Genomic DNA, 19,841 nt, shown 5'->3' with positions numbered 1-19,841 from the left:
AATCTTCTTTATTTGCTAAAGGAAGTTTTTACAAAAGAAATTTATTCTATTAGGTTGGAGGGGGATAGAAATTTGGTAAGGCGAAATTTTTTGGGAAGAAGGAAGAGTAAAGAGTAAAGAATAAGAGAGTGCTAAAAGCACTCTCCTTTATTATTAAATTAATTTTTAAATTCTTTCAAGTTCATCGGCATCAATGGTCGTTTTAAAGGTTCCATAATTGACAATCACTTTATTTCTTGAAATTTTTTCAATCGTGCCGACACTGGTACTTCCTGTAATACGCACCCGTTGTCCCACTTTCATCCAGATCTCACGATCGGTTTTGCGTTTTTCTTCTATTTTTTCGTTGGTTTCTGCGATTTTTTCAATAACTTCTTCTTTTTTCAGCTGCTGGGTGATCTTTCTTTTTACAATCTGAAGACGTTTGGTTTCATCTTTATCAGCACCTATTTTTCTGAATTTTTCCTGTTCTAAAATCTTCACGAAATCTTTTACCACATCCTTCCTGGATTTTCCCTTAACGTAGCTTTCGATAAAAGATTCGATTTTGTTCCCGAACTGAAGCTTCCGATGTTCTTCTTCATACAGCTTTTGAAAATTGAATAATTTTTGCTGAAGTTGTTCATTCAGCTTTTGAAGGTTATCCCGTTTATCTTCTACCGATTCCTTTCTTTCAGCCAGATCTGTTTTAAGCTTTTCAACTTCAAACTTTTCCTGCTGTAGCTTAACAATGGTTTTATCAAGGTTTACAATATCGTGTTCTACCTTTTTCTTTGCAGAATGGATAATGAATCTGGGAATTTTATTCTTTTCGGCAACTTCAAAAGTAAAGGAACTTCCTGCCTGGCCTACCTCCAGTTTGTACATCGGTTCCAGAGTTTCTTCATTGAATAGCATCGCCGCATTTTCAGCATTAGGGAGTTGTTCTATCACCAGTTTGATATTGGTATAGTGTGTGGTGATAATCGCGAAACTTTTTTTGTCGTAGAAAAATTCAAGGAAACTTTCTGCCAGGGCACCTCCCAGTTCCGGATCGGAACCTGTTCCAAACTCATCAATTAACAGGAGCGTATTGGCGTCTGATTCCCTGATGATTCCGGACATTTTCTTTAATCTCGAAGAATATGTCGAAAGATGGTTTTCTATAGACTGATTGTCTCCAATATCCGTCATGATTTTGTCAAAGAAAAACATTTCGGATTTCGGGTGAGTGGGAACAAGGATTCCACTTTGGATCATCAGCTGTAGTAATCCTACCGTTTTTAAGGTTATTGATTTTCCCCCTGCATTGGGACCGGAGATACAGATGATCCTGTTATGTTCCGTCAGACTCAATGTTTGTGGGTGGATCGTTTTGTTCTCTGCTTTATTCCTTAGCCATAACAATGGATGAAAAGCTTCTCTTAATCTCAGGGTTTTATGGCGGTTGATTTTAGGCAGTACTCCATGGATTAATTCTGCAAATTTGGCTTTTGCCCTCGTTAAATCAAGATCAAAAATGTATTTTTGATACCTCCAGAGCTGAGGTTGAAATTCGGCTAATTCAGCTGTAAGTTTCCTCAGGATCTTATCAATTTCTTTCTTTTCCTCCTCTTCCGCTTCCTTCAATTTAAAATAGTGGCTGACTACGCTGTCCGGCTGTATATAGGTAATGGATCCGGTTTTTGAAAGTCCCAAGACTCTTCCGGAAACCCTTTTTTTTATACGCAGATTTTACTGCTAAGACTCTTTGGTCCTCTATAATACTTTCACGGATGTCATCCAGAAAATCACTTTGCCCATAATTGAACAAGGCCCGGTTGAAATTTTCCTGAATTGCTTTTTTGGCATGCTGAATCTCTGTCCGTAATGTTTTTAGAACGGGTGAAGCTTCGCTTTTTACCTCTCCAAAACGGTTGAAGACTTTATCAACCTTATCAATAATCTCTTTTTTAAATTCAAGAACTGAAACATTTTCCAGAAGATTGGGAAAAGTATCCGGCATGGTGGGAAAGAACTTTTGTAGCTTTCCGATTTGTTCCGTGAGTGTTTTTATCTTGATGAATGCGCTGTTTTCCAGTCGATAGTTCTCAATCAGCATTAATTTCAGTTCCGCTTCAATATCTTCATATTCATCGAATGGGATAGCATTTGAACTTTCAAAACTTGAAAGATATTCCGAAGTTTTTTTTCAAAGAAAGCTCTGCTTCGTCGATTTCCATAGGACGAAGTTGAAGAATTTTTTCTCTCGTTTTCGGAGAATACGCAAAAGGAGAAATTTCCGCGAGCAATTGCGGAAATTCTAATTCGTCTAAATCTTCTTTATTTATATACACAATGCAAATTTAGTGAGAAATTGTGAATTTGATGAAGATGATAATTTGAAAATGAGATATTTTGAAAATTTTATGGTCCTGATCTTTTTTAAATGAATGTTTTAGTACATTTGAAATATGAGAATAGAAACCAATCGTTTGATTTTAAGAAATATTGAAGAAACCGATGTTGAAGACATTCTTAGGATCCGTAGCAATGAAGAAATCAACAGATACATCTTGCGTAATTCACCAAAAACGAATTATGATGCACTGGATTTTATTTTAACGATAAAAAGAAATACCCAAAATAACGAAACTGTATATCTGGGTATTTCTTACAAAGATCAACCCAACCTTATCGGAACGATATGTTTGTGGAATTTTTCTGAAGACAGAAAGATAGCAGAAGTAGGCTATGAGCTCTTGCCGGACTATCACAGACAGGGAATTATGTCTGAAGCATTGGATGCTGTTTTACATTTTGGTTTTAATGAATTAAATTTGCAGGAGATTATAGCTACTACCCATCAAGATAATAATAGTTCAAAAAACCTGCTTTTAAAATATAATTTTGTTTTAGAACAGGATAAAAAAGATGAAGATTTTCCTGAGGGAATTATTTTTAGCTTAAAGAAATAATTGACCTGTAGCGGAGTAATTAGCCAATAGGCATCTAATCAATAAATTAACCCATTTTCAAATTATTGAATTGAAACAATGACCTGGACAGAAGTTTTAGCACCTATAAAAAGTACTGAATATTTTAAAAACCTTTGGGAGAAGGTAAAACAAGAATATGCAACCACCAAAGTATTTCCCCCTAAAAATCAAATTTTCAGGGCACTGGAAATTACACCTTTTGATGATATTGAAGTGGTGATTATCGGCCAGGACCCTTATCATAATGATTACCAGGCTAACGGATTGTGCTTTTCTGTTTCAGAGCAGGTGGCGGCTCCGCCTTCTCTAAAGAACATTTTTATTGAATTGAAAGATGACCTTGGAGTAGTAAGGACTTCTAAAGAGCTGGATGATTGGGGAAAACAGGGAGTACTGTTGCTAAATGCAACATTAACAGTACGTGCTCATTCTCCCAATTCCCATAAAGATTTGGGATGGGAAAAATTTACAGACTTTATCATTAAGGAGATTTCAGATAAAAAAGAAAATGTAGTCTTTGTGCTTTGGGGAGCTTTTGCACAAAAAAAAGCCGAACTTATTGATCCGGCCAAGCACTTTATTTTGAAATCGGCGCATCCTTCACCTTTTTCCGTATACAGGGGTTTTTTTGGAAGCAAGCCTTTTTCAAAAATTAATGAATATCTTATCTCAAAAGGGAAGAAACCTATTTCGTGGTAGTTTTTTCGCGTGTTTTTTTGATGGTAATTCCAATTTTGTATTTTCCCGGAAGTCCTTTTGTTCCTTCTTGTGCAGTCGGATAGGGGGTAACATCTTTTAATGAGATGGTATATCCATTAAATTCTGCAGATTGTACATAGTTTCTTCCCGGATTATCCATTGTGGCTAATGTTAACGTTACAGGTCTCGTTGTAGTCCCCATAACCAGTACATTGGCCACCGCGACACCTGCCCAAATGCAATTAACGCCTTCCGGACAACGGCTGTCTTCGGAAATATTGGTAAAAGTAACATTCATCTGATATTCTTTGAGGAATCTGTTTTCTCCCTCATTGAAGTAAATAATGTCTCCTTCCTTATTCATTGTTTTTTCTTTTGTGTTGGTTGCTGCGGATGGCTTAGACCCCTTTTGTGCATTACAATTGGTAAGCACAAGCATTCCTAAACTGAGTACAATGGTTTTGTATATCATGGTATTTCTTTTTTAAATATAATCAAGCATATTCAATATTACTACCAAAAACATTGCCACACCTACCACAAAACTGAATCCCGTACCGTATATGAATCCGATAAAGGCTCCTTTTGTGGATTTCAGGGCCTTATCCATGTCCTTACTGTCGTGAAGAAGTTCTCCAATAAATACTCCTGCAAACATACCGATCAGAAATCCTAAAGGGATGGGAATAAACATACCTGCAATAGTTCCGACTACTGAACCGATGCTTCCCCATTTTGTGCCGCCATATTTTTTGTTGGTTTTGGCCGGGATCACATAATTTAGAACAGCAGAAGCTGCGGTAAGAATCCCGAAAACCCAGATATACAACATCGGGAGATCCGCATCTGTACCGAATTTGTAAATCAACAATCCGCAAAGGCTGAGTAACAGTCCAGGCAGCACCGGGAGAAAGGTGCCCAGTATACCCAGGACAAGTAAAATAAGACAAAGAATATTAATTAATGTAGTATCCATTCTTTAAAAATATAATGCAATATAAAAAAAGTGGCCTTAAAAAAGCCACCTTTTCATATAAGTTGAGAATTTTCTATAAGTTTAAGATTACATATTGCAGAATCACACCTGCGTTGCCGATGTTTCCTGAAGCATGATTATGGAAAGTGGTATAATAAATATACCCGCTGGTTGAAGATCCCGAGCAAGGCCCCACTGTGGCCCCTAACGCTACCAAATAAGGAACCAGTACCTGAGGAACTGAAATACTGATCTGAATGTTGCCTGGTAAAGTAATACAAACCGTTACAAATGTTGAATTGGGAGCGTTTCCTATTGGAGTGGTAGGAATACCTGTTGCGGAGAAATGATTGGTTCTGATCATCAGGGCATCATTTGATGAGGTTTCTTTAACCAACACTTCCCAATAAGCCGGGTCGTAATTAATTATTTTTTGCCATGCCCCTAAATCATAGTTGATGTTAAGTGTATTAAATCCTAAAGCCGTTGTAAGTCCGGCATTGTTTACCGTAGCATCCAGGGTACCTGTGCTTCCGATGTTTTTAGAACATAACTTGGTATCAGGAACAAACCCTCCGGTCATTGAACAGTTACTCGTATTGCTTGTTCCGCCTACCAGATAGGAAACATCCCAATCCGAAGCATAGATACTCCCGCCATTAGCAACAAAAATGGCTAGATTAGCATCAATTACAGTATAGAGTCCAGGATTTGAAGAGTAATTATTTCTTGAACCACAGTTGAGAAATATAATGTCATATTGTGCAATAGCAGTTAAGTTGGCAAGATCGGCATTAGTAATTTCGGTGGCATTATAGCCTAAAGTCTGAATGATATCCTCAATTTTATCATACGCTCCCTTTACATAAGCTATTTTTGCAACCTGATTGAGCTTGGTTTGGCTGACATCGAGATTTAAGGTTTCATGATCTTTTACAGTTGCGGAAATTTCCGTACGGAAATTACTACCATTACCCGTCTGAATATGGATAGTCCGATTTCCAGCCGGAGCATCCAATGTAAAGTTACCGTTGGCATCTGAAGTGGTATAATAAATTTTATACTGATCGTCAAATGTAAAAACTGAAGCACCTCCAATAGGCTTAGTGCCATTTTGTGACATCACTTTACCGATAAGTTTTCCTGTCTTTATAGCAGGTGGTCCAACGTTTTCGGAAGGTGTTGCAGAATCATCTCCTCCGGAGCAGTTGATAAACAGTGTGAATACACACAATAAAATAAATAAGTAGTTTTTTCTCATATCTGATTGATTTTTATGGGGTTAGTTTGAACCAAATTTAATAAATAATTAAATATAAAATAATATAATATGATAAATTTTGAGTATTATTTATTTTAAATAATGTTTTTTAATTAATTTTTTACCTATTTATTGATGTTTTAAGTAAATTAATAATTTTTTAAAATAATGATTTTAAAATTTTATTAAAAATGAAAATAAAATCCATTTTGGGATAAAAATTGATGGATAGGTTTTAATTAAAATGATCCTTAAATTTCATAAATTTGCGATAATGAAAGACGAGTTACAAGACACCAAAGACTTTTTACAGGATATAAGTGATCAGATCCATTATTTTGTAAGCGCTAATGTGCCCAATGACTTGGTACTTACCTGTCAGATTATCCTTAAATTTTTATTTTTGGCAGGATTTGTCTATGTAATAGATTTTATTTTTAAAATTCTTGTCAATACGATATTCAAATTCTTTTTTGATAAAGAAAAATATCCTGTTCTAAAATCAATCTATCAGTCAAGAATTACAAACTCAATAGTTCATCTAGGTGCATTGAATTTTGCTGAATATGCTCTTAAATCAGTCTTTTGGAGACATCCGAAAAGTTTTGAATTATTGGGGTTAATTGTTAGTGTAGCGATCATTTTTGTTATTGCCGGGATGTTATTCAGGGCATTAACAGCATTGAGGAATTATTTTGTTATCAAACAGGATTTTTATAAGATAATGGCTTTAAATGCTATTTCAGAATCGGTCAAGATATTTGGAATTTTTATTCTTACTGTAGTTGGTATTTGTGTGATTTTCGGAATCAAAGGAGGAACAATTCTGGGAAGTTTGGGGGCTATCACTGCTGTACTTGTACTTGTTTTCAGAGATACTATTTTAGGATTTGTAACAGGGCTTCATGTTGCCACTTCTAAAAACATGAAAGTTGGAGACTGGATTGGTATTCCCAAATACAATATCGAAGGTAATATAGCAGATATCAGTCTTCTAACGACCAAAATCACCAATTTTGATAAAACGGTTTCTACGATTCCTACTTACGATCTGCTGACTACCGAGATCAAAAATCTTCAGATCATGTCCGAATCGAATACCCGAAGGATAAAAAAATCAATTTATTTTAATATCAATTCTTTTAAGTTTTTAAATGATGAAGAAATCAATCGTCTAAAGGATATCAATCTCATCTCCGAATACCTGGAAGGAAAAAGTATAGAAATCAGAAAGGAAAAAGAATCATTGGCTCATAATGATAAAATTGTGAACGGACGACAATTGACCAATATCGGAGTCTTCAGGTATTACGCCCAAAAATATATAGAAAATGACCCGGATATTGATCAAAAAGGAGTGGTGATGGTTCGTCAGCTGGATATTACTCCGCATGGGCTGCCTTTGGAAATATACTGCTTTGCCAACGACTCCAAATGGGAGCGTTTTGAGCAAATCCAGGCAGATATTTTTGACCATCTGTTGGTTGCTTCAAAAGAATTTGACCTGCAGGTAATGCAGGTTGCAGTGAAAGTTTAATAAATAAGAGATTAGACCTTACATGTTGGATATTCAATGGATTTTATCTGATATATAGGATCTAAGCTCTAATATCTACTTATAAAAATGACAAAACTAAGTGTAAACATTAATAAAATTGCAACTTTAAGAAATGCAAGAGGAGGCGAATTGCCAAGTGTAACAGAAGCTGCAATTAAAATTCAGGAATTCGGAGGACAGGGAATTACCATCCATCCTCGACCTGATGAAAGACACATTACCAGAAAAGATGTTTATGATCTGAAACCTTTGGTAACTACGGAGTTCAATATTGAAGGGAATCCACACCGTGCTTTCATCGATATGGTCCTTGAAGTGAAACCCGAGCAGGTAACATTGGTTCCTGACGCAGATGATGCCATTACTTCTAATGCCGGCTGGGATACAAAAAAACACTTAGATTTTCTTACTGATGTTATTGCCGAATTTAAAAATGCAGGAATCCGTACTTCAATCTTTCTTGATCCTAATCCTGGATTAGTAGAATACGCTGCAAAAACCGGAACTGACAGGATAGAATTGTATACAGAAGCTTATGCAAAGGATTATGTTGCGAATAAAGAACAGGCAATAAAGCCATATCTTGAAACGGCTTTAGCTGCCGGCGAATTCGGCCTGGGAGTTAACGCGGGGCATGATCTTAGTCTTGATAATTTAAAATACTTTGCGGATACGATACCAAATTTGCTGGAAGTTTCCATAGGACATGCATTAGTTTCGGAAGCTTTGTATATGGGTATGGAAAATACGATTCAGGCTTATTTGAAGAGATTGGCTAAGTGGTAAGATTTCCTGTGTTTTGGGAATTAATAGAATATTCATCATTTCACATTGCAATTACCACCTAATATCTGATATAAAAATTATGGAAATTTTACATTCAAAAATATTTGGCGAGGATAAATCGTCTACTCCTTTATTGGTCTTTCACGGATTGTTCGGAATGCTTGACAACTGGGGAAGCTTTGGAAAAGATTTAGGGGAGTATCTTCCTGTTTATTTACTGGACCTCAGAAATCATGGAAGAAGTTTTCATTCGGAGAGTATGTCACATGATGATCTGGCTGATGATATTGCGCATTATATGGATCATTACGGAATAGAGAAAGCTCATGTTCTGGGACATTCTTTAGGTGGAAAAGCAGTAATGCAATTTGCGATAAGGTATCCGGAAAAGGTAGAAAAACTTATTGTGGTTGACATTTCTCCAAAAGCATATCCTCCACACCATCAGGGAATTATTAAAGCATTGGAAACGGTGGATTTCAATAATGTAGGTTCAAGAAATGAGGTGGAAGCAGTTCTTAGTCAGTATATTCCTGAGAAATCTACCATTCAGTTTTTAACAAAGAACTTATATTGGGATGATAACAAAAAACTAAATTGGAGGTTTAACCTTAAGACCTTATCCGAAAAGTATAATGAGTTTGTATCCAATGCAATAAAATTTGGAGTGTTTGAGGGTGAAACTTTATTTATTTCCGGGGAAAAATCCAATTATATTCTCCCACAGGATGAATTTGCCATTAAACAACAGTTTCCTAAGGCTAAAATTGTCGTTGTTAAAAATGCAGCTCATTGGGTACAGGCTGACAACCCTACAGAGTTTAGTCATGTAGTAAAGAATTTTTTGGGTTTGGATTGATTTGATTCTCTGTTTGTTGTATTGTTAAAATTTTCTTAAAAGAGTGATATATTTTTTTGCATAAGGGAAATTTTGTACTTTAGATTTATCAAAAAAGTTAAAAATATTTACTTATGAAACCAAAAAAACTAAAAAAACCATTCTTTGCTTCTTTTTTGGAGAAGCAAATTCAAGAGCCTGAGAAAGTAACCGGAGGTGGGGAAATTATTACTTCACCTAATTCAGACAATATTACGATTCCTTCCAAGGATAATATCACTTCCGTTTTGGTTGACAATGTTACTACGGTAAGAAATGATAATGTAACCTTGAAATATCCTTCTGATAGTGATGAAGGTGGACCTTTAGATCATATAGAATTATAGATCAGATCCATTTGTATCAATCGATCATTTTTAATAATTTCAACAAAATACTAAGTTAAACCAAATTAAAACATTATGAAAAACAAGAGTTCAAAGAAAAAACCATTTTTCGCAGCATTCCTTGAAAAACAACTGAAAGATCCTCAATCTGTAACAGGAGGTGGACCAGATATCACAATTCCTGAAAGAGATGTTGTTACTAAGCCAACTTTGGATATGGCTCATACATTGAAATATCCATCAGATGGAGATGATGATTCACCAACAGTGCCATTATAGTGAATTGTTTTAAAGAAAAATAAAACATACTAAAATCATAAGAAAGGAAACTTACACTCTAAGTTTCCTTTTTTAATAAAAAGCAAAAAATGATTCTTTGTATCACGCACTCCAATGACTTTTATACTATAGATATTTTCTTTGAATATCTTACTTCTAAAAATATTCCCTACTTCAGGCTAAATTCGGACCACCTGAATTACCTTCAGAAAATTAGTATTACTGACCATTTGTTTGAATTGACTGACGAGTTTGGAAATACGTTCCGTTCCAGCGATATCAAGGCAGTGTGGCATAGAAAAGGATGGCGTATCAGCATTCCTGAAGAGCTTGATGATGACTATGTGAAAATTTTCATCAATGAATATGGAAATCTTCGTTATAATCTCTACACGGCTCTTGAAGATGTTCCCTGGATCAATCCTTTTGAAGCTGAAAAGAAAACGGATGGAAACAAATTATATCAACTGAAAATTGCTAAAAAAAAATAAATTAACGATACCGAAAACACTTTTCTCAAACGATGAAGAAGAGATTACAGCCTTCTTTCATACATATTGTAATGGGAAAGCTGTGGCAAAGCTGCATGGAGTTATTGCCAAATCTATGGGAGGTGAAAATATGCTATCCACAACGATTATAAGAGAAGATAATTTAGAATCACTGGCAGATATTGCGTATTGTCCTATGATTTTTCAGCCGTATATAGAAAAAGAATATGAACTAAGGATCATGTATGTTGATGGTGAGTTTTTTACGGGTAAAATTAATAATAGTGAACATGCCGATTGGCGTGTTAATCAAGGAAATTATACATGGTCAGCTTACGAATTGCCGGAAGATATTAAGTCTTCTCTTACCTCAATGATGAAAGAAATGGGGCTCTACATGGGAGCGATCGATATGATCAAAGGAAGAGATGAAAATTACTATTTTCTTGAAGTTAATCCACAAGGAGAGTGGGGAATGTTACAAAAAGAACTTAACTTTCCCATTGCGGAAAGAATTGCCGATAACCTTATCAAAAGAATGAGAACCAATGAATAACAAAATTTTAATCATCACCCATACCGGGGACAATTTTTCAATACAAAAAGTAACGGAGTATATTATTAAAAATAATTTTGAGGTCATCCGCCTTGATGTCGATTTATATCCTTTACAAAATAAACTGTCGACTACTTTCCAAGATGGAAAATGGATCAGTATTCTCGAAACTCCGGATGCTAAACATCGTTTAGATGATATTGCTGCGGTGTGGTACAGAAGAGCTTACAATATGGGCGATGGGCTAAAGGAAGAGTTAGATGCCAAATTCTATGGTGCTGCGATGGGTGAAATACGAACAACCCTTTTTGGATTTTTAGAATCCATAGATGTATATGCTCTGGGTAAGCCAAGTGTTTACAGAAGATTAGACAGTAAAGAGGAGCAGTTAAAAATTGCGGATAAGATAGGATTTAAAATTCCGGAAACCTGTATTACCAATAATCCTGAAGAAGCCAGAAATTTTATCCTGAAACATCAGAATGTTATCGGAAAGATGCAATCGGGTTTTGCTATTTATGAAGATGGGGTGGAAAGTGTTGTATTTACCAACGTGATTAAAGAGGACAAGCTGGATGATCTGGATTCGCTGTTGTATTGCCCTATGCAATTCCAAAAGAAAATTGAAAAGAAAAGAGAGCTAAGAGTAACCGCAGTAGGGCAGGATGTATATGCGTTCGAAATTGATTCACAACAGTTTGAAGATGCAAAAGTAGACTGGAGAAAGGATGGGGTAAACCTAATCGATAAATGGGTAAGAACAGATCTTCCCAAAGATATTGAAGCTAAAGTTTTAGAGCTTCTGGATGTATATAATGTTGATTATGGAGCAATGGACATCATTGTTTCTCCTGAAGATGAATATTTTTTTTATTGAAATTAATGGTGCCGGAGAATTTTTCTGGCTGGATAATCTTACGGAAGAAAATCTTATTTCGAAGAGCATTGCTGATCTTTTATGTGATAAAGCACCACGAAGAAATAATATGGTCTTAGCTTAGAATATGTGATTACTAATGTAATCACTATTTATCAATTTGTCATCACATGTTAATTCAATATATAAAAACGGGCTTTAGCCCGTTTTTATCATTTTAATCAAACAATTGGCTTAAGCCAAAACCTGAAAAAGAGTATTTTTCAATAACCTTATAATGTTTGAGTGTAATTAAATAACAAACTAAAGTAAAATTGTCCTTTAAAAATCGCAAATTTGCATTATAGGATTTTACATGATTTTTCAATACATTGAAGAATTGCTGAATCAAAAATATTATTATAATTTAGTCAACAACCAAGTAGGAATATAATTGATGGTTTTTGTAACGGGAGCAACCGGAATTTTGGGTCGTGTAATTATTTTGGAACTTTTAAAAAAAGGAAAAAAAGTACGCGCTGCCAAAAGGAGAACAAGTAATTTAAACGAAGTAAAGCATTCATATCAGTTTTATACAGAAAACTCTGATGATTTTTTTAATAAAATTGAATGGGTAGATGTAGATTTTGATGATATGAACTCTTTAGAAGATGCCCTGAAAGGCGTAGAAGAAGTGTATCATTGTGCTGCAAAAGTAAGCTTTCATCCACAAGATGAGAAAGAAATGTACCATACGAATATCAAGGGTACAGAAAATCTTTTATTTGCTTGTGAAGGTTCGTCTGTTACTAAATTTCTTCATGTGAGTTCTGTGGCTGTCTTGGACGGTTATAATGAAAAAGGGGAACTTGACGAAGAATCTGATTTTAATCCGAAGATTGACCATCCTGCCTATGCCATTTCAAAACATTTATCTGAAATGGAAGTATGGAGAGCTTCAGCCGAGGGCCTGAAAACCATCATCATCAATCCTGCAATTATCATAGGAAGTGGAAACTGGAACCAAAGCAGTGGTGAACTTTTTTCGACTTTTGAAAAAAATAATTTTACCTTTTCCGGGGGATCGTCTTACGTGGATGTCCGGGATGTTGCACGGATTTCTGTAGAGCTGATGGAAAATAATATTTTTGGAGAACGCTTTATTCTGGTCTCGGAGAATAAACGATATGCCGAAACAGGGAATTATATTCGTAAAAAACTGGGATTGAAAAATGCCAGAATATTGTCTAAAGCAGAACTTAATGCCGGAAGAATAGCCAATATCCTTTTTGGGTGGCTGATTCCACAATTAAAGCTGGTTACAAAATCTAATATTGAATCCATCACATCCTTTAATACCATTTCCAACGAAAAAATTAAGCAAAAGCTGAATTATCAGTTCATTCCTATTGAGGAAAGTATTGATTTTCATCTCAATAATTATATTAACGACAAAAAGGGGAATAAATAAATGAATCTTGCAGAGGCTATTATCAGTAAAAATATAGAAAAACACCCGTTAAAGTCAGCGATTGGTTTTAAAACGAAAGAGGTTTGGAAAGAGTTGAGCTGGAAGAAATTCAGTGAGATGATCTTTAAAACAGCAAATGCACTCAAAGAGGTGGGAATTCAGGAGGGTGACAGGGTCGCTATTTATTCCGATAATTCTGCAGAATGGATGGTCTTTGATCTTGCCTCCCTGTCGATCGGAGCTGTTACAGTTCCTATTTATTCTACCAATAATGCTGAGCAGGCAGAATACATCATCAATGATTCTCAGTCTAAAATTGTTTTAGTAGGGAATCAGGCTCAATATGATGCATGTTTTGAACTTCTAAACAAAGAGGGTAGTAGCCTTCAGGGTATTGTGGTTTCTAAAAAGTCGGTGTGGATTAAAAAAGAAGATGCCTCTTATCTGGAAGATTTTATTGCGAAAGCTGCTGCAAAGCCGGAGTTCTGTAAAAAAGAATATGAAGATGTTGCCACACTGATCTACACTTCGGGAACAACGGGAACGCCCAAAGGAGTTATGCTTACCCACGGGAATTTTATAAAAGCTTTTGATGCCCATTTTGAGTTTTTCAGGTTTAAAAACTTTGAAGAGGAATTATCATTAGCCTTTTTGCCGTTGAGTCATGTTTTTGAAAGAAGCTGGAGCTTACTCTCATTATATGGTGGCGCCAGAGTATATTTTCTGGAGGATCCGAAAAATATAGCAAAAGCCTTGATTGAAGTAAAGCCGACTATGATGTGTGCGGTCCCAAGGTTTTTTCAGAAGATCTATGCGGGAGTGAATGATATGGTGACAGAAAGCTCTTCACTAAAGAAAAAGATCTTTAACTGGGCTTTGGAAACCGGTAAGCAGACTGCCGAATTAAGGAGAAATGATCAGCCTGCACCATTAGGACTTAAAATAAAAGAATCTATTGCTAATATGCTTGTCTTTAGTAAAATCAAAGAGAAGATGGGTGGCAGATTATGGTTTTTACCTTGTGGAGGAGCCTCGCTTTCTCCGGAAGTAACACGCTTTTTTGAGTCTGTAGGAATTCATGTAACGGTTGGTTACGGGCTTACTGAAACGACTGCTACTCTGACGCTGTTTCCTTTAACGCATTTTGAGCACGCAACAAGCGGAAGACCTTTACCAGGTGTTCAGATCCGCATTGGGGAAAATGATGAGATCCAGGCAACAGGAAACGGAATTATGAAAGGGTATTACAATAAACCGGATGAAACCAGAGCTGTATTTACATCAGATGGATGGTTCAAAACAGGAGATGCCGGAAAGATTGACGATAAAGGAAATCTGATCATTACCGACAGAATCAAGGATCTGATGAAAACCTCAAACGGAAAATATATTGCCCCGCAGCAAATTGAAAATCTTCTGACCAATAACAATTATATCCAGCAGATTATATTAATTGCTGAGGGAAGACAGTTTGTCTCCGCTTTAATTGTTCCAAACTTCGAATTTTTGGAAGATTATATCAAGAAAAACAATATTCCTTTTACCAGCTGGGAGGACATTGTAAAAAGAGAAGAAATTATCAGTCTCTATAAAGATAAAATTAAAGAATTACAGGAGCCGCTTGCGGACTTTGAAAAAGTGAAAAAGTTTACTTTAATGCCGTCTGAATTCGATATCAATACCGGTGAAATTACTCCGACATTGAAAATTAAAAGGAATGTGGTTTTAAAGAAATACGAGGATATTATTGAAAAAATGTACTAGATGAAATTTTGATCCTATGAAGTTTTAATACTCAAATTGATCTTAGAACTTTTTCGTAGGGAATAAATCAGGCTTCATCATTTTGAATTAAATTATGACAACACAGGAATTTCTAGGAAAAGAAAATTATACAGTTACTTCACAAACGGTTTCGGAAAGCTGTCCGTCAAATATTGCTTTGATTAAATATTGGGGGAAATATGCAGATCAAATTCCAGCCAACCCAAGTATCAGCTATACCCTTAACCATTGTAAAACAAATACAATATTAGAGTTCTTAGCGGATCAGCCCTTTTCAGTTCAAACTTTTCTGTCAGGAAATGAAGAGGCAAAATTCGGAGAAAAAATAGAAAAATATTTTAAAAATATAGAACAGTACTTACCTTGGATTTTAAAAGGAAAGTATATTATTAAAACAGAAAATACTTTTCCGCACAGTTCAGGGATTGCAAGCTCGGCTTCGGGTTTTGGAGCCATTGCAAAATGTCTTATGGCGCTCGATGAGCTTTTTTCAGGGAAAGGATCGAAAGAAGAATCTTTAAGGAAAGCGTCATTTCTGGCCAGACTGGGAAGTGGAAGTGCATGCAGAAGTCTATATAACGGATTGGTCGTATGGGGAAGTTCTGATTTGGTTGAGGGAAGTTCCGATTTGTTTGCAGTCCGATACCCGGATGAAGATATTCATGCTATTTTCAAAGATTTTAATGACTGGGTCCTGCTGATCCATGAAGGACAGAAAAGTGTTTCTTCTACAGTAGGTCATGGTTTGATGAATACAAATCCCTATGCAGAAAGAAGATTTCAGGAAGCAAGAGAAAACTTTATTCCGATGAAAGAGATTCTTAAAAACGGGGATATGGAAAGGTTTATTACATTGGTTGAACATGAGGCCCTTACCCTTCATGCAATGATGATGATGAGCGATCCTGCATTTATCTTGATGAAAACAGGAACTCTGGAAGTCATCAATAAAATATGGGATTTCAGAAAGGAGACGGGGTTACCTTTATTTTTTACTTTGGACGCAGGAGCAAATGTTCATCTGTTATTTCCGAATAATGGTGCTGAAGAAAAGATCAAGACCTTTATTGAATCTGAATTATTGCCACATACCCAAAAGAACGGAGTGGTAAAAGATGTGATGAAGTTTTAAAATATATCATACAAAAAATGCCCGGAAGTAAAACTTTCGGGCATTTTTTATATATTAATGATTGCTTATTTTTTTATCCTAAATATGGATATTTGTAATCTTTAGGAGAAACAAAAGTTTCTTTGATACTTCTTACGGAAGTCCATCTCAGAAGATTCATTTTAGAACCTGCTTTATCATTGGTTCCTGAAGCTCTACCTCCTCCGAAAGGCTGTTGTCCTACTACAGCTCCTGTTGGCTTGTCATTGATGTAGAAGTTACCTGAAGCATTTTCTAAAGCTTTGAAAGCTTCATTTACCGCATAACGGTCTTGAGCAAAAACAGAACCTGTTAATGAATATGGAGATGAAGAATCCACCAGCTGTAAAGTTTCTTTCCAGTCTTTATCTTCGTAAACATAGATACTTAAGATAGGGCCAAAGATTTCTTCAACCATACTTTCGTATTGAGGATTTGTAGTTTCAATAACGGTTGGATTTACAAACCATCCTTTTGAATTATCACATTTTCCTCCGATCACTACATTAGCTTCATTAGAGTTTTGAGCTCTCTCGATATATCCTTTACATTTTTCGAAAGAATTTTTATCGATAACAGCATTGACAAAGTTTGAAGGATCTTCCGGAGAACCGATCTTAATTGTACTCATCTGAGCTTCCATTACTTTTTTTACATCTGCCCAAAGAGATTTTGGAATATATGCTCTTGAAGCCGCAGAACATTTCTGTCCCTGATATTCGAAAGCTCCTCTTACTAAAGCTGTAGCTACTGCTTCAACGTTTGCAGATGGGTGAGCGATAACAAAGTCTTTACCACCAGTTTCTCCAACGATTCTTGGATAGGTTCTGTAGTTATGGATATTATCTCCGATCATTTTCCACATTCCCTGGAAAACTTTTGTAGAACCTGTGAAATGAAGTCCTGCAAAATCACGGTGTGCCAATACTTTCTCAGCAGTTTCTTTACCGTCTGTAAAGATCATGTTGATTACCCCTGCAGGAAGACCTGCCTCTGTTAATACATCCATGATTACTTTTGCAGAATACACCTGCTTATCTGAAGGTTTCCAAACCACTACGTTTCCAAGCATAGCCATACAAGTAGGAAGGTTTCCTGAGATCGCAGTAAAGTTGAACGGAGTTACTGCAAAGCAGAATCCTTCTAATGGTCTGTACTCTACACGGTTCCAGATCCCACTGTCAGAGATAGGCTGCTCAGAATACATTTCCGTCATAAATTCAACATTGAATCTTAAGAAATCTATGAATTCACAAGCTGAGTCAATTTCAGCCTGGTGTACATTTTTAGATTGTCCGATCATGGTTGCTGCATTGATCACGTCTCTGTATGGTCCTGCCAACAGATCAGCAGCCTTTAAGAAGATTGCAGCACGCTGCTCCCATCCAAGCTCGTTCCATTCTTTTTTTGCAGTTAATGCAGCATTGATCGCATCATCCACATGTTGCATTGTTCCTTTGTAGTAAAATCCAAAATCGTGAGCATGATCCTGTGGAGACTGAAGCTGAACTTTCTCGTCAGTTTTTACTTCCTTTCCATTGATGACCATTGGGATTTCTATCTTTTCAGCCCACATTTTTTTGTATGTGGCAATAAGGCTTTTTACTTCAGCTGAACCTGGTACATAAGAGTTTACAGGCTCATTTACTGCAAGTGGAACTTGCGAAATTGCTTTTGACATATATTTTAATTGTTTTAATTAAGTCTGTACTACAAATTTACGATAATTCAGACAAAGAAAAAATAAACCATAGTTTTTATAAATTATCCTTTACATTCATATACTCTATAATAAATGCGGTATTTTACCAGCGAAAATAAATCGTTTTGTGGTGTTTTTGTTTCGATTTTATAATGAGTGAAGGATCTGTATCTCATTTGAATATTAATTAATATTGCCCGGACACAGCTTATACCAGTTTGAAATAATGCAGAATCCTATGATCGAATTCAGTTTTTACAAAAAGATAAACCTGTATACTAGAAAGAATAAGTATATTTAATGTGTTTTAAAACAGTAACTTATGAAAATAATATTCTTTATCGTTTTATGCTTTTCCCAGGTCGTTTTTGCTCAGCAAACCAAGAAAAATGTAAAACAGTCTGGCACTTCATCTTCAACAGACGAACTTCTGAATAATGTTCTTAAAAAGTCAAAATGGAATTTTGATTTAAAGGATCTTGATAATTCTCACATCCTGTTGGATAAAGATAAGATGAAGCCTGATGTTTTATACTTTGTTGATGCTAAGAATTTCCAAATGAATATCAATCAGAAAGACTGTAAAAGTATCGTAAAAGGGACTTATCAGATTCTCAGGAAAACTGAAGAGATAGCAGTCACCTTTGGTCATCGTCCGTTTGTAGTAAATTCCCAAACAAATCAAAAATGCATGGAAAGCCTGATCACCTTCTTAGAAGGTAATCTGGATGTTCTATATAATGAAAAAGAGTCTGTTATTGAAATTAAAGAGTATGATTATCCGCCGAGTACTTCTGTTTCTCAATAGCGGATTACATTTTTTCGTTCTCAAGAATTTTCAGCACTAATTTTTCTTCTTGTGTTAAATCCGCCTTGCCATCATTTACTTCAATGTCTTCCAGCTCGTCAAGGTATTTTTTAATCGTATTATTTTCGTAAAGGTTGATCACCAGTGGATGAACATAGTATTTTCTGCACACCGTGCTGGTGTTGCCAAGGTGTGAAGCTACAATATCCAATGCCTCCTTTACTTTTCTTTTGTATTCCGTATTGCTTTCCGCATAGCCGATTTCTTTGAATGCGATTAAAGCACTGACGGTCCCCGACCAGGTTCTGAAGTCCTTAGCCGTAAAATCTTCGCCGCTGATCTCTTTAATATAATCATTCACCATTCCGGAATCAATGGAATGTCTGTTGCCCTCATCATCATAATACTGGAAAAGTTCTTTCCCCGGAATATCTTTACATTTCTGAACAAGTCTTGCCAGCCTTTTACTTTTCAGATCGACATTGTGCATTACCCCTTTTTTTCCTTTGAAAGAAAAGGTCATTTTCTGCCCGTTGATCTTTACGTGTTTATCTTTTAAGGTGGTTAAGCCGAATGAGCCATATAGTTTCTCATATGCATTATTACCAATCCTGATGTTCGTACGTTGCATAAGGCTTACGATCAGAGCCAGGATTTTTCTTTTTTCAAAATTTCTCAGTGCCAGATCTTTTTCCACATGCAGGCGGATTTCAGGTAAGGCATATCCAAACTGAAGCATCCTGTAAAATTTGGTGTGGTTCCTTAAGGCACTCCATAAAGAATGGTATTTATACTGTTTTCGTTTCTTAATATCAAATCCTGTAGCCTGCAGATGTCCATTGTCCAGGGCACAGATCCAAACATTTTCCCATGCAGGAGGAATTACCAGTTTATTGATCCTGGTGATCTCATCTTTGTCTTTAATGCGTTCACCGTCTTTAAAGTACGAATACTTTTTTCCCCTTCTTTTACGAATAATTCCGGCGGTTTCTGTATCGGAGGTGTAAATAAGATTTACTGCCTTTGCAGAAGCCACCGGATCTTTCATGATCTTAACAATCTTAGAAGGTTTAAGGTGGGAGATCAATTCAAAGTCGTCATTATCCATAATAAAGCATGGTTAAGAGTTTTTACCCTTCGAAAAAATTAATAATAGAATAACGACAACCGCTACAACGAGCAAAATTCCCCACCACATTCCAGCCTTAAAGATAGTCTCGACGGCTTCACAACTTGTTAGTAACAATAAACTGAATATTGCAATACTGTATAAGGGTAATTT

Annotated in this window: 20 protein-coding genes and 1 pseudogene; 15 read left to right on the top strand and 6 right to left on the bottom strand. The window is 35.9% G+C overall.

The features are described 5' to 3' along the window. Nucleotides 1–165: 165 nt before the first annotated feature. Nucleotides 166–2,315, bottom strand: a pseudogene (locus ACJ5H0_RS07390) (endonuclease MutS2). A 117-nt stretch (nucleotides 2,316–2,432) separates the two neighbouring features. On the opposite strand from ACJ5H0_RS07390, the gene ACJ5H0_RS07385 reads away from it, so the two are divergent. Both ACJ5H0_RS07385 and ACJ5H0_RS07380 read left to right on the top strand, forming a co-directional pair. After that, complete coding sequence (locus ACJ5H0_RS07385) at nucleotides 2,433–2,936, top strand: GNAT family N-acetyltransferase (RefSeq protein ID WP_411248485.1); 504 nt, start codon at nucleotides 2,433–2,435, stop codon at nucleotides 2,934–2,936. Nucleotides 2,937–3,014: 78 nt separating this feature from the next. Continuing rightward, nucleotides 3,015–3,656: a uracil-DNA glycosylase gene (locus ACJ5H0_RS07380; protein WP_172279513.1), complete on the top strand. Its 642-nt coding sequence runs from the start codon at nucleotides 3,015–3,017 to the stop codon at nucleotides 3,654–3,656. On the opposite strand, the gene ACJ5H0_RS07375 is transcribed toward ACJ5H0_RS07380, so the two are convergent. The 3 genes from ACJ5H0_RS07375 to ACJ5H0_RS07365 form a co-directional block, all read right to left on the bottom strand. Then, complete coding sequence (locus tag ACJ5H0_RS07375) at nucleotides 3,643–4,128, bottom strand: hypothetical protein (protein WP_411248483.1); 486 nt, start codon at nucleotides 4,126–4,128, stop codon at nucleotides 3,643–3,645. The two genes, ACJ5H0_RS07380 and ACJ5H0_RS07375, sit on opposite strands and share 14 nt — an antisense overlap. A 12-nt stretch (nucleotides 4,129–4,140) precedes the next feature. Then, complete coding sequence (locus ACJ5H0_RS07370; RefSeq protein ID WP_411248481.1) at nucleotides 4,141–4,632, bottom strand: DUF456 domain-containing protein; 492 nt, start codon at nucleotides 4,630–4,632, stop codon at nucleotides 4,141–4,143. A 73-nt stretch (nucleotides 4,633–4,705) separates the two neighbouring features. Continuing rightward, nucleotides 4,706–5,893, bottom strand: a complete 1,188-nt coding sequence (locus ACJ5H0_RS07365) for a carboxypeptidase-like regulatory domain-containing protein (RefSeq protein WP_411248479.1) — start codon at nucleotides 5,891–5,893, stop codon at nucleotides 4,706–4,708. A 274-nt stretch (nucleotides 5,894–6,167) separates the two neighbouring features. Between ACJ5H0_RS07365 and ACJ5H0_RS07360 the strand changes: the two genes are divergently transcribed. From ACJ5H0_RS07360 to ACJ5H0_RS07305, 12 genes are all read left to right on the top strand, one after another. After that, nucleotides 6,168–7,430 (top strand): mechanosensitive ion channel family protein, encoded by a 1,263-nt coding sequence (locus tag ACJ5H0_RS07360; protein ID WP_172279507.1) that lies wholly within the window; start codon nucleotides 6,168–6,170, stop codon nucleotides 7,428–7,430. Between the two features lie 87 nt (nucleotides 7,431–7,517). Continuing rightward, nucleotides 7,518–8,237, top strand: coding sequence for a pyridoxine 5'-phosphate synthase (locus tag ACJ5H0_RS07355; protein ID WP_172279506.1), 720 nt, complete (start codon nucleotides 7,518–7,520; stop codon nucleotides 8,235–8,237). A 79-nt stretch (nucleotides 8,238–8,316) separates the two neighbouring features. Then, nucleotides 8,317–9,096 carry an alpha/beta fold hydrolase gene (locus ACJ5H0_RS07350; RefSeq protein WP_411248477.1) on the top strand — a complete coding sequence of 260 codons (780 nt, stop codon included), beginning with the start codon at nucleotides 8,317–8,319 and terminating at the stop codon, nucleotides 9,094–9,096. Between the two features lie 113 nt (nucleotides 9,097–9,209). Next, nucleotides 9,210–9,461 (top strand): microviridin/marinostatin family tricyclic proteinase inhibitor, encoded by a 252-nt coding sequence (locus tag ACJ5H0_RS07345; protein WP_306613767.1) that lies wholly within the window; start codon nucleotides 9,210–9,212, stop codon nucleotides 9,459–9,461. Nucleotides 9,462–9,536: 75 nt separating this feature from the next. Continuing rightward, complete coding sequence (locus ACJ5H0_RS07340; protein WP_273648630.1) at nucleotides 9,537–9,740, top strand: microviridin/marinostatin family tricyclic proteinase inhibitor; 204 nt, start codon at nucleotides 9,537–9,539, stop codon at nucleotides 9,738–9,740. 89 nt (nucleotides 9,741–9,829) lie between these two features. Beyond that, nucleotides 9,830–10,231 carry an MvdC/MvdD family ATP grasp protein gene (locus ACJ5H0_RS07335; RefSeq protein ID WP_411248474.1) on the top strand — a complete coding sequence of 134 codons (402 nt, stop codon included), beginning with the start codon at nucleotides 9,830–9,832 and terminating at the stop codon, nucleotides 10,229–10,231. Then, complete coding sequence (locus ACJ5H0_RS07330) at nucleotides 10,215–10,787, top strand: ATP-grasp domain-containing protein (RefSeq protein WP_411248473.1); 573 nt, start codon at nucleotides 10,215–10,217, stop codon at nucleotides 10,785–10,787. Before ACJ5H0_RS07335 ends, ACJ5H0_RS07330 begins: the two co-directional genes overlap by 17 nt. Next, nucleotides 10,780–11,664 (top strand): MvdC/MvdD family ATP grasp protein, encoded by an 885-nt coding sequence (locus tag ACJ5H0_RS07325; protein ID WP_411248471.1) that lies wholly within the window; start codon nucleotides 10,780–10,782, stop codon nucleotides 11,662–11,664. The genes ACJ5H0_RS07330 and ACJ5H0_RS07325 overlap by 8 nt, the downstream gene beginning before the upstream one ends. After that, nucleotides 11,645–11,788 (top strand): hypothetical protein, encoded by a 144-nt coding sequence (locus ACJ5H0_RS07320; protein ID WP_411248469.1) that lies wholly within the window; start codon nucleotides 11,645–11,647, stop codon nucleotides 11,786–11,788. The genes ACJ5H0_RS07325 and ACJ5H0_RS07320 overlap by 20 nt, the downstream gene beginning before the upstream one ends. Nucleotides 11,789–12,100: 312 nt before the next feature. Beyond that, nucleotides 12,101–13,114, top strand: coding sequence for an NAD-dependent epimerase/dehydratase family protein (locus ACJ5H0_RS07315; protein ID WP_411248467.1), 1,014 nt, complete (start codon nucleotides 12,101–12,103; stop codon nucleotides 13,112–13,114). Next, on the top strand, nucleotides 13,115–14,878 hold the full coding sequence (locus tag ACJ5H0_RS07310; RefSeq protein ID WP_411248466.1) for an AMP-dependent synthetase/ligase: 1,764 nt from the start codon (nucleotides 13,115–13,117) through the stop codon (nucleotides 14,876–14,878). Between the two features lie 94 nt (nucleotides 14,879–14,972). Beyond that, nucleotides 14,973–16,031 carry a diphosphomevalonate decarboxylase gene (locus ACJ5H0_RS07305; RefSeq protein ID WP_411248464.1) on the top strand — a complete coding sequence of 353 codons (1,059 nt, stop codon included), beginning with the start codon at nucleotides 14,973–14,975 and terminating at the stop codon, nucleotides 16,029–16,031. Between the two features lie 73 nt (nucleotides 16,032–16,104). On the opposite strand, the gene pruA is transcribed toward ACJ5H0_RS07305, so the two are convergent. Then, the gene (pruA, locus tag ACJ5H0_RS07300; RefSeq protein WP_411248462.1) at nucleotides 16,105–17,730 is read right to left on the bottom strand and encodes an L-glutamate gamma-semialdehyde dehydrogenase; all 1,626 of its coding nucleotides are present in this window, start codon (nucleotides 17,728–17,730) and stop codon (nucleotides 16,105–16,107) included. Nucleotides 17,731–18,073: 343 nt separating this feature from the next. On the opposite strand from pruA, the gene ACJ5H0_RS07295 reads away from it, so the two are divergent. Continuing rightward, nucleotides 18,074–18,559 carry a hypothetical protein gene (locus ACJ5H0_RS07295; protein WP_411248459.1) on the top strand — a complete coding sequence of 162 codons (486 nt, stop codon included), beginning with the start codon at nucleotides 18,074–18,076 and terminating at the stop codon, nucleotides 18,557–18,559. A 4-nt stretch (nucleotides 18,560–18,563) separates the two neighbouring features. Here the strand turns inward: ACJ5H0_RS07295 and ACJ5H0_RS07290 are convergent, their stop codons facing one another. Further along, nucleotides 18,564–19,667, bottom strand: coding sequence for a DNA topoisomerase IB (locus tag ACJ5H0_RS07290; protein ID WP_172279495.1), 1,104 nt, complete (start codon nucleotides 19,665–19,667; stop codon nucleotides 18,564–18,566). Between the last annotated feature and the right edge of the window lie 174 nt (nucleotides 19,668–19,841).

It is taken from the genome of Chryseobacterium proteolyticum, assembly GCF_046591535.1.
GTDB lineage: Bacteria > Bacteroidota > Bacteroidia > Flavobacteriales > Weeksellaceae > Chryseobacterium > Chryseobacterium proteolyticum.
Note: the sequence above shows the minus strand (reverse complement) of the source record. Positions and strands in the feature narration are given on the sequence as shown.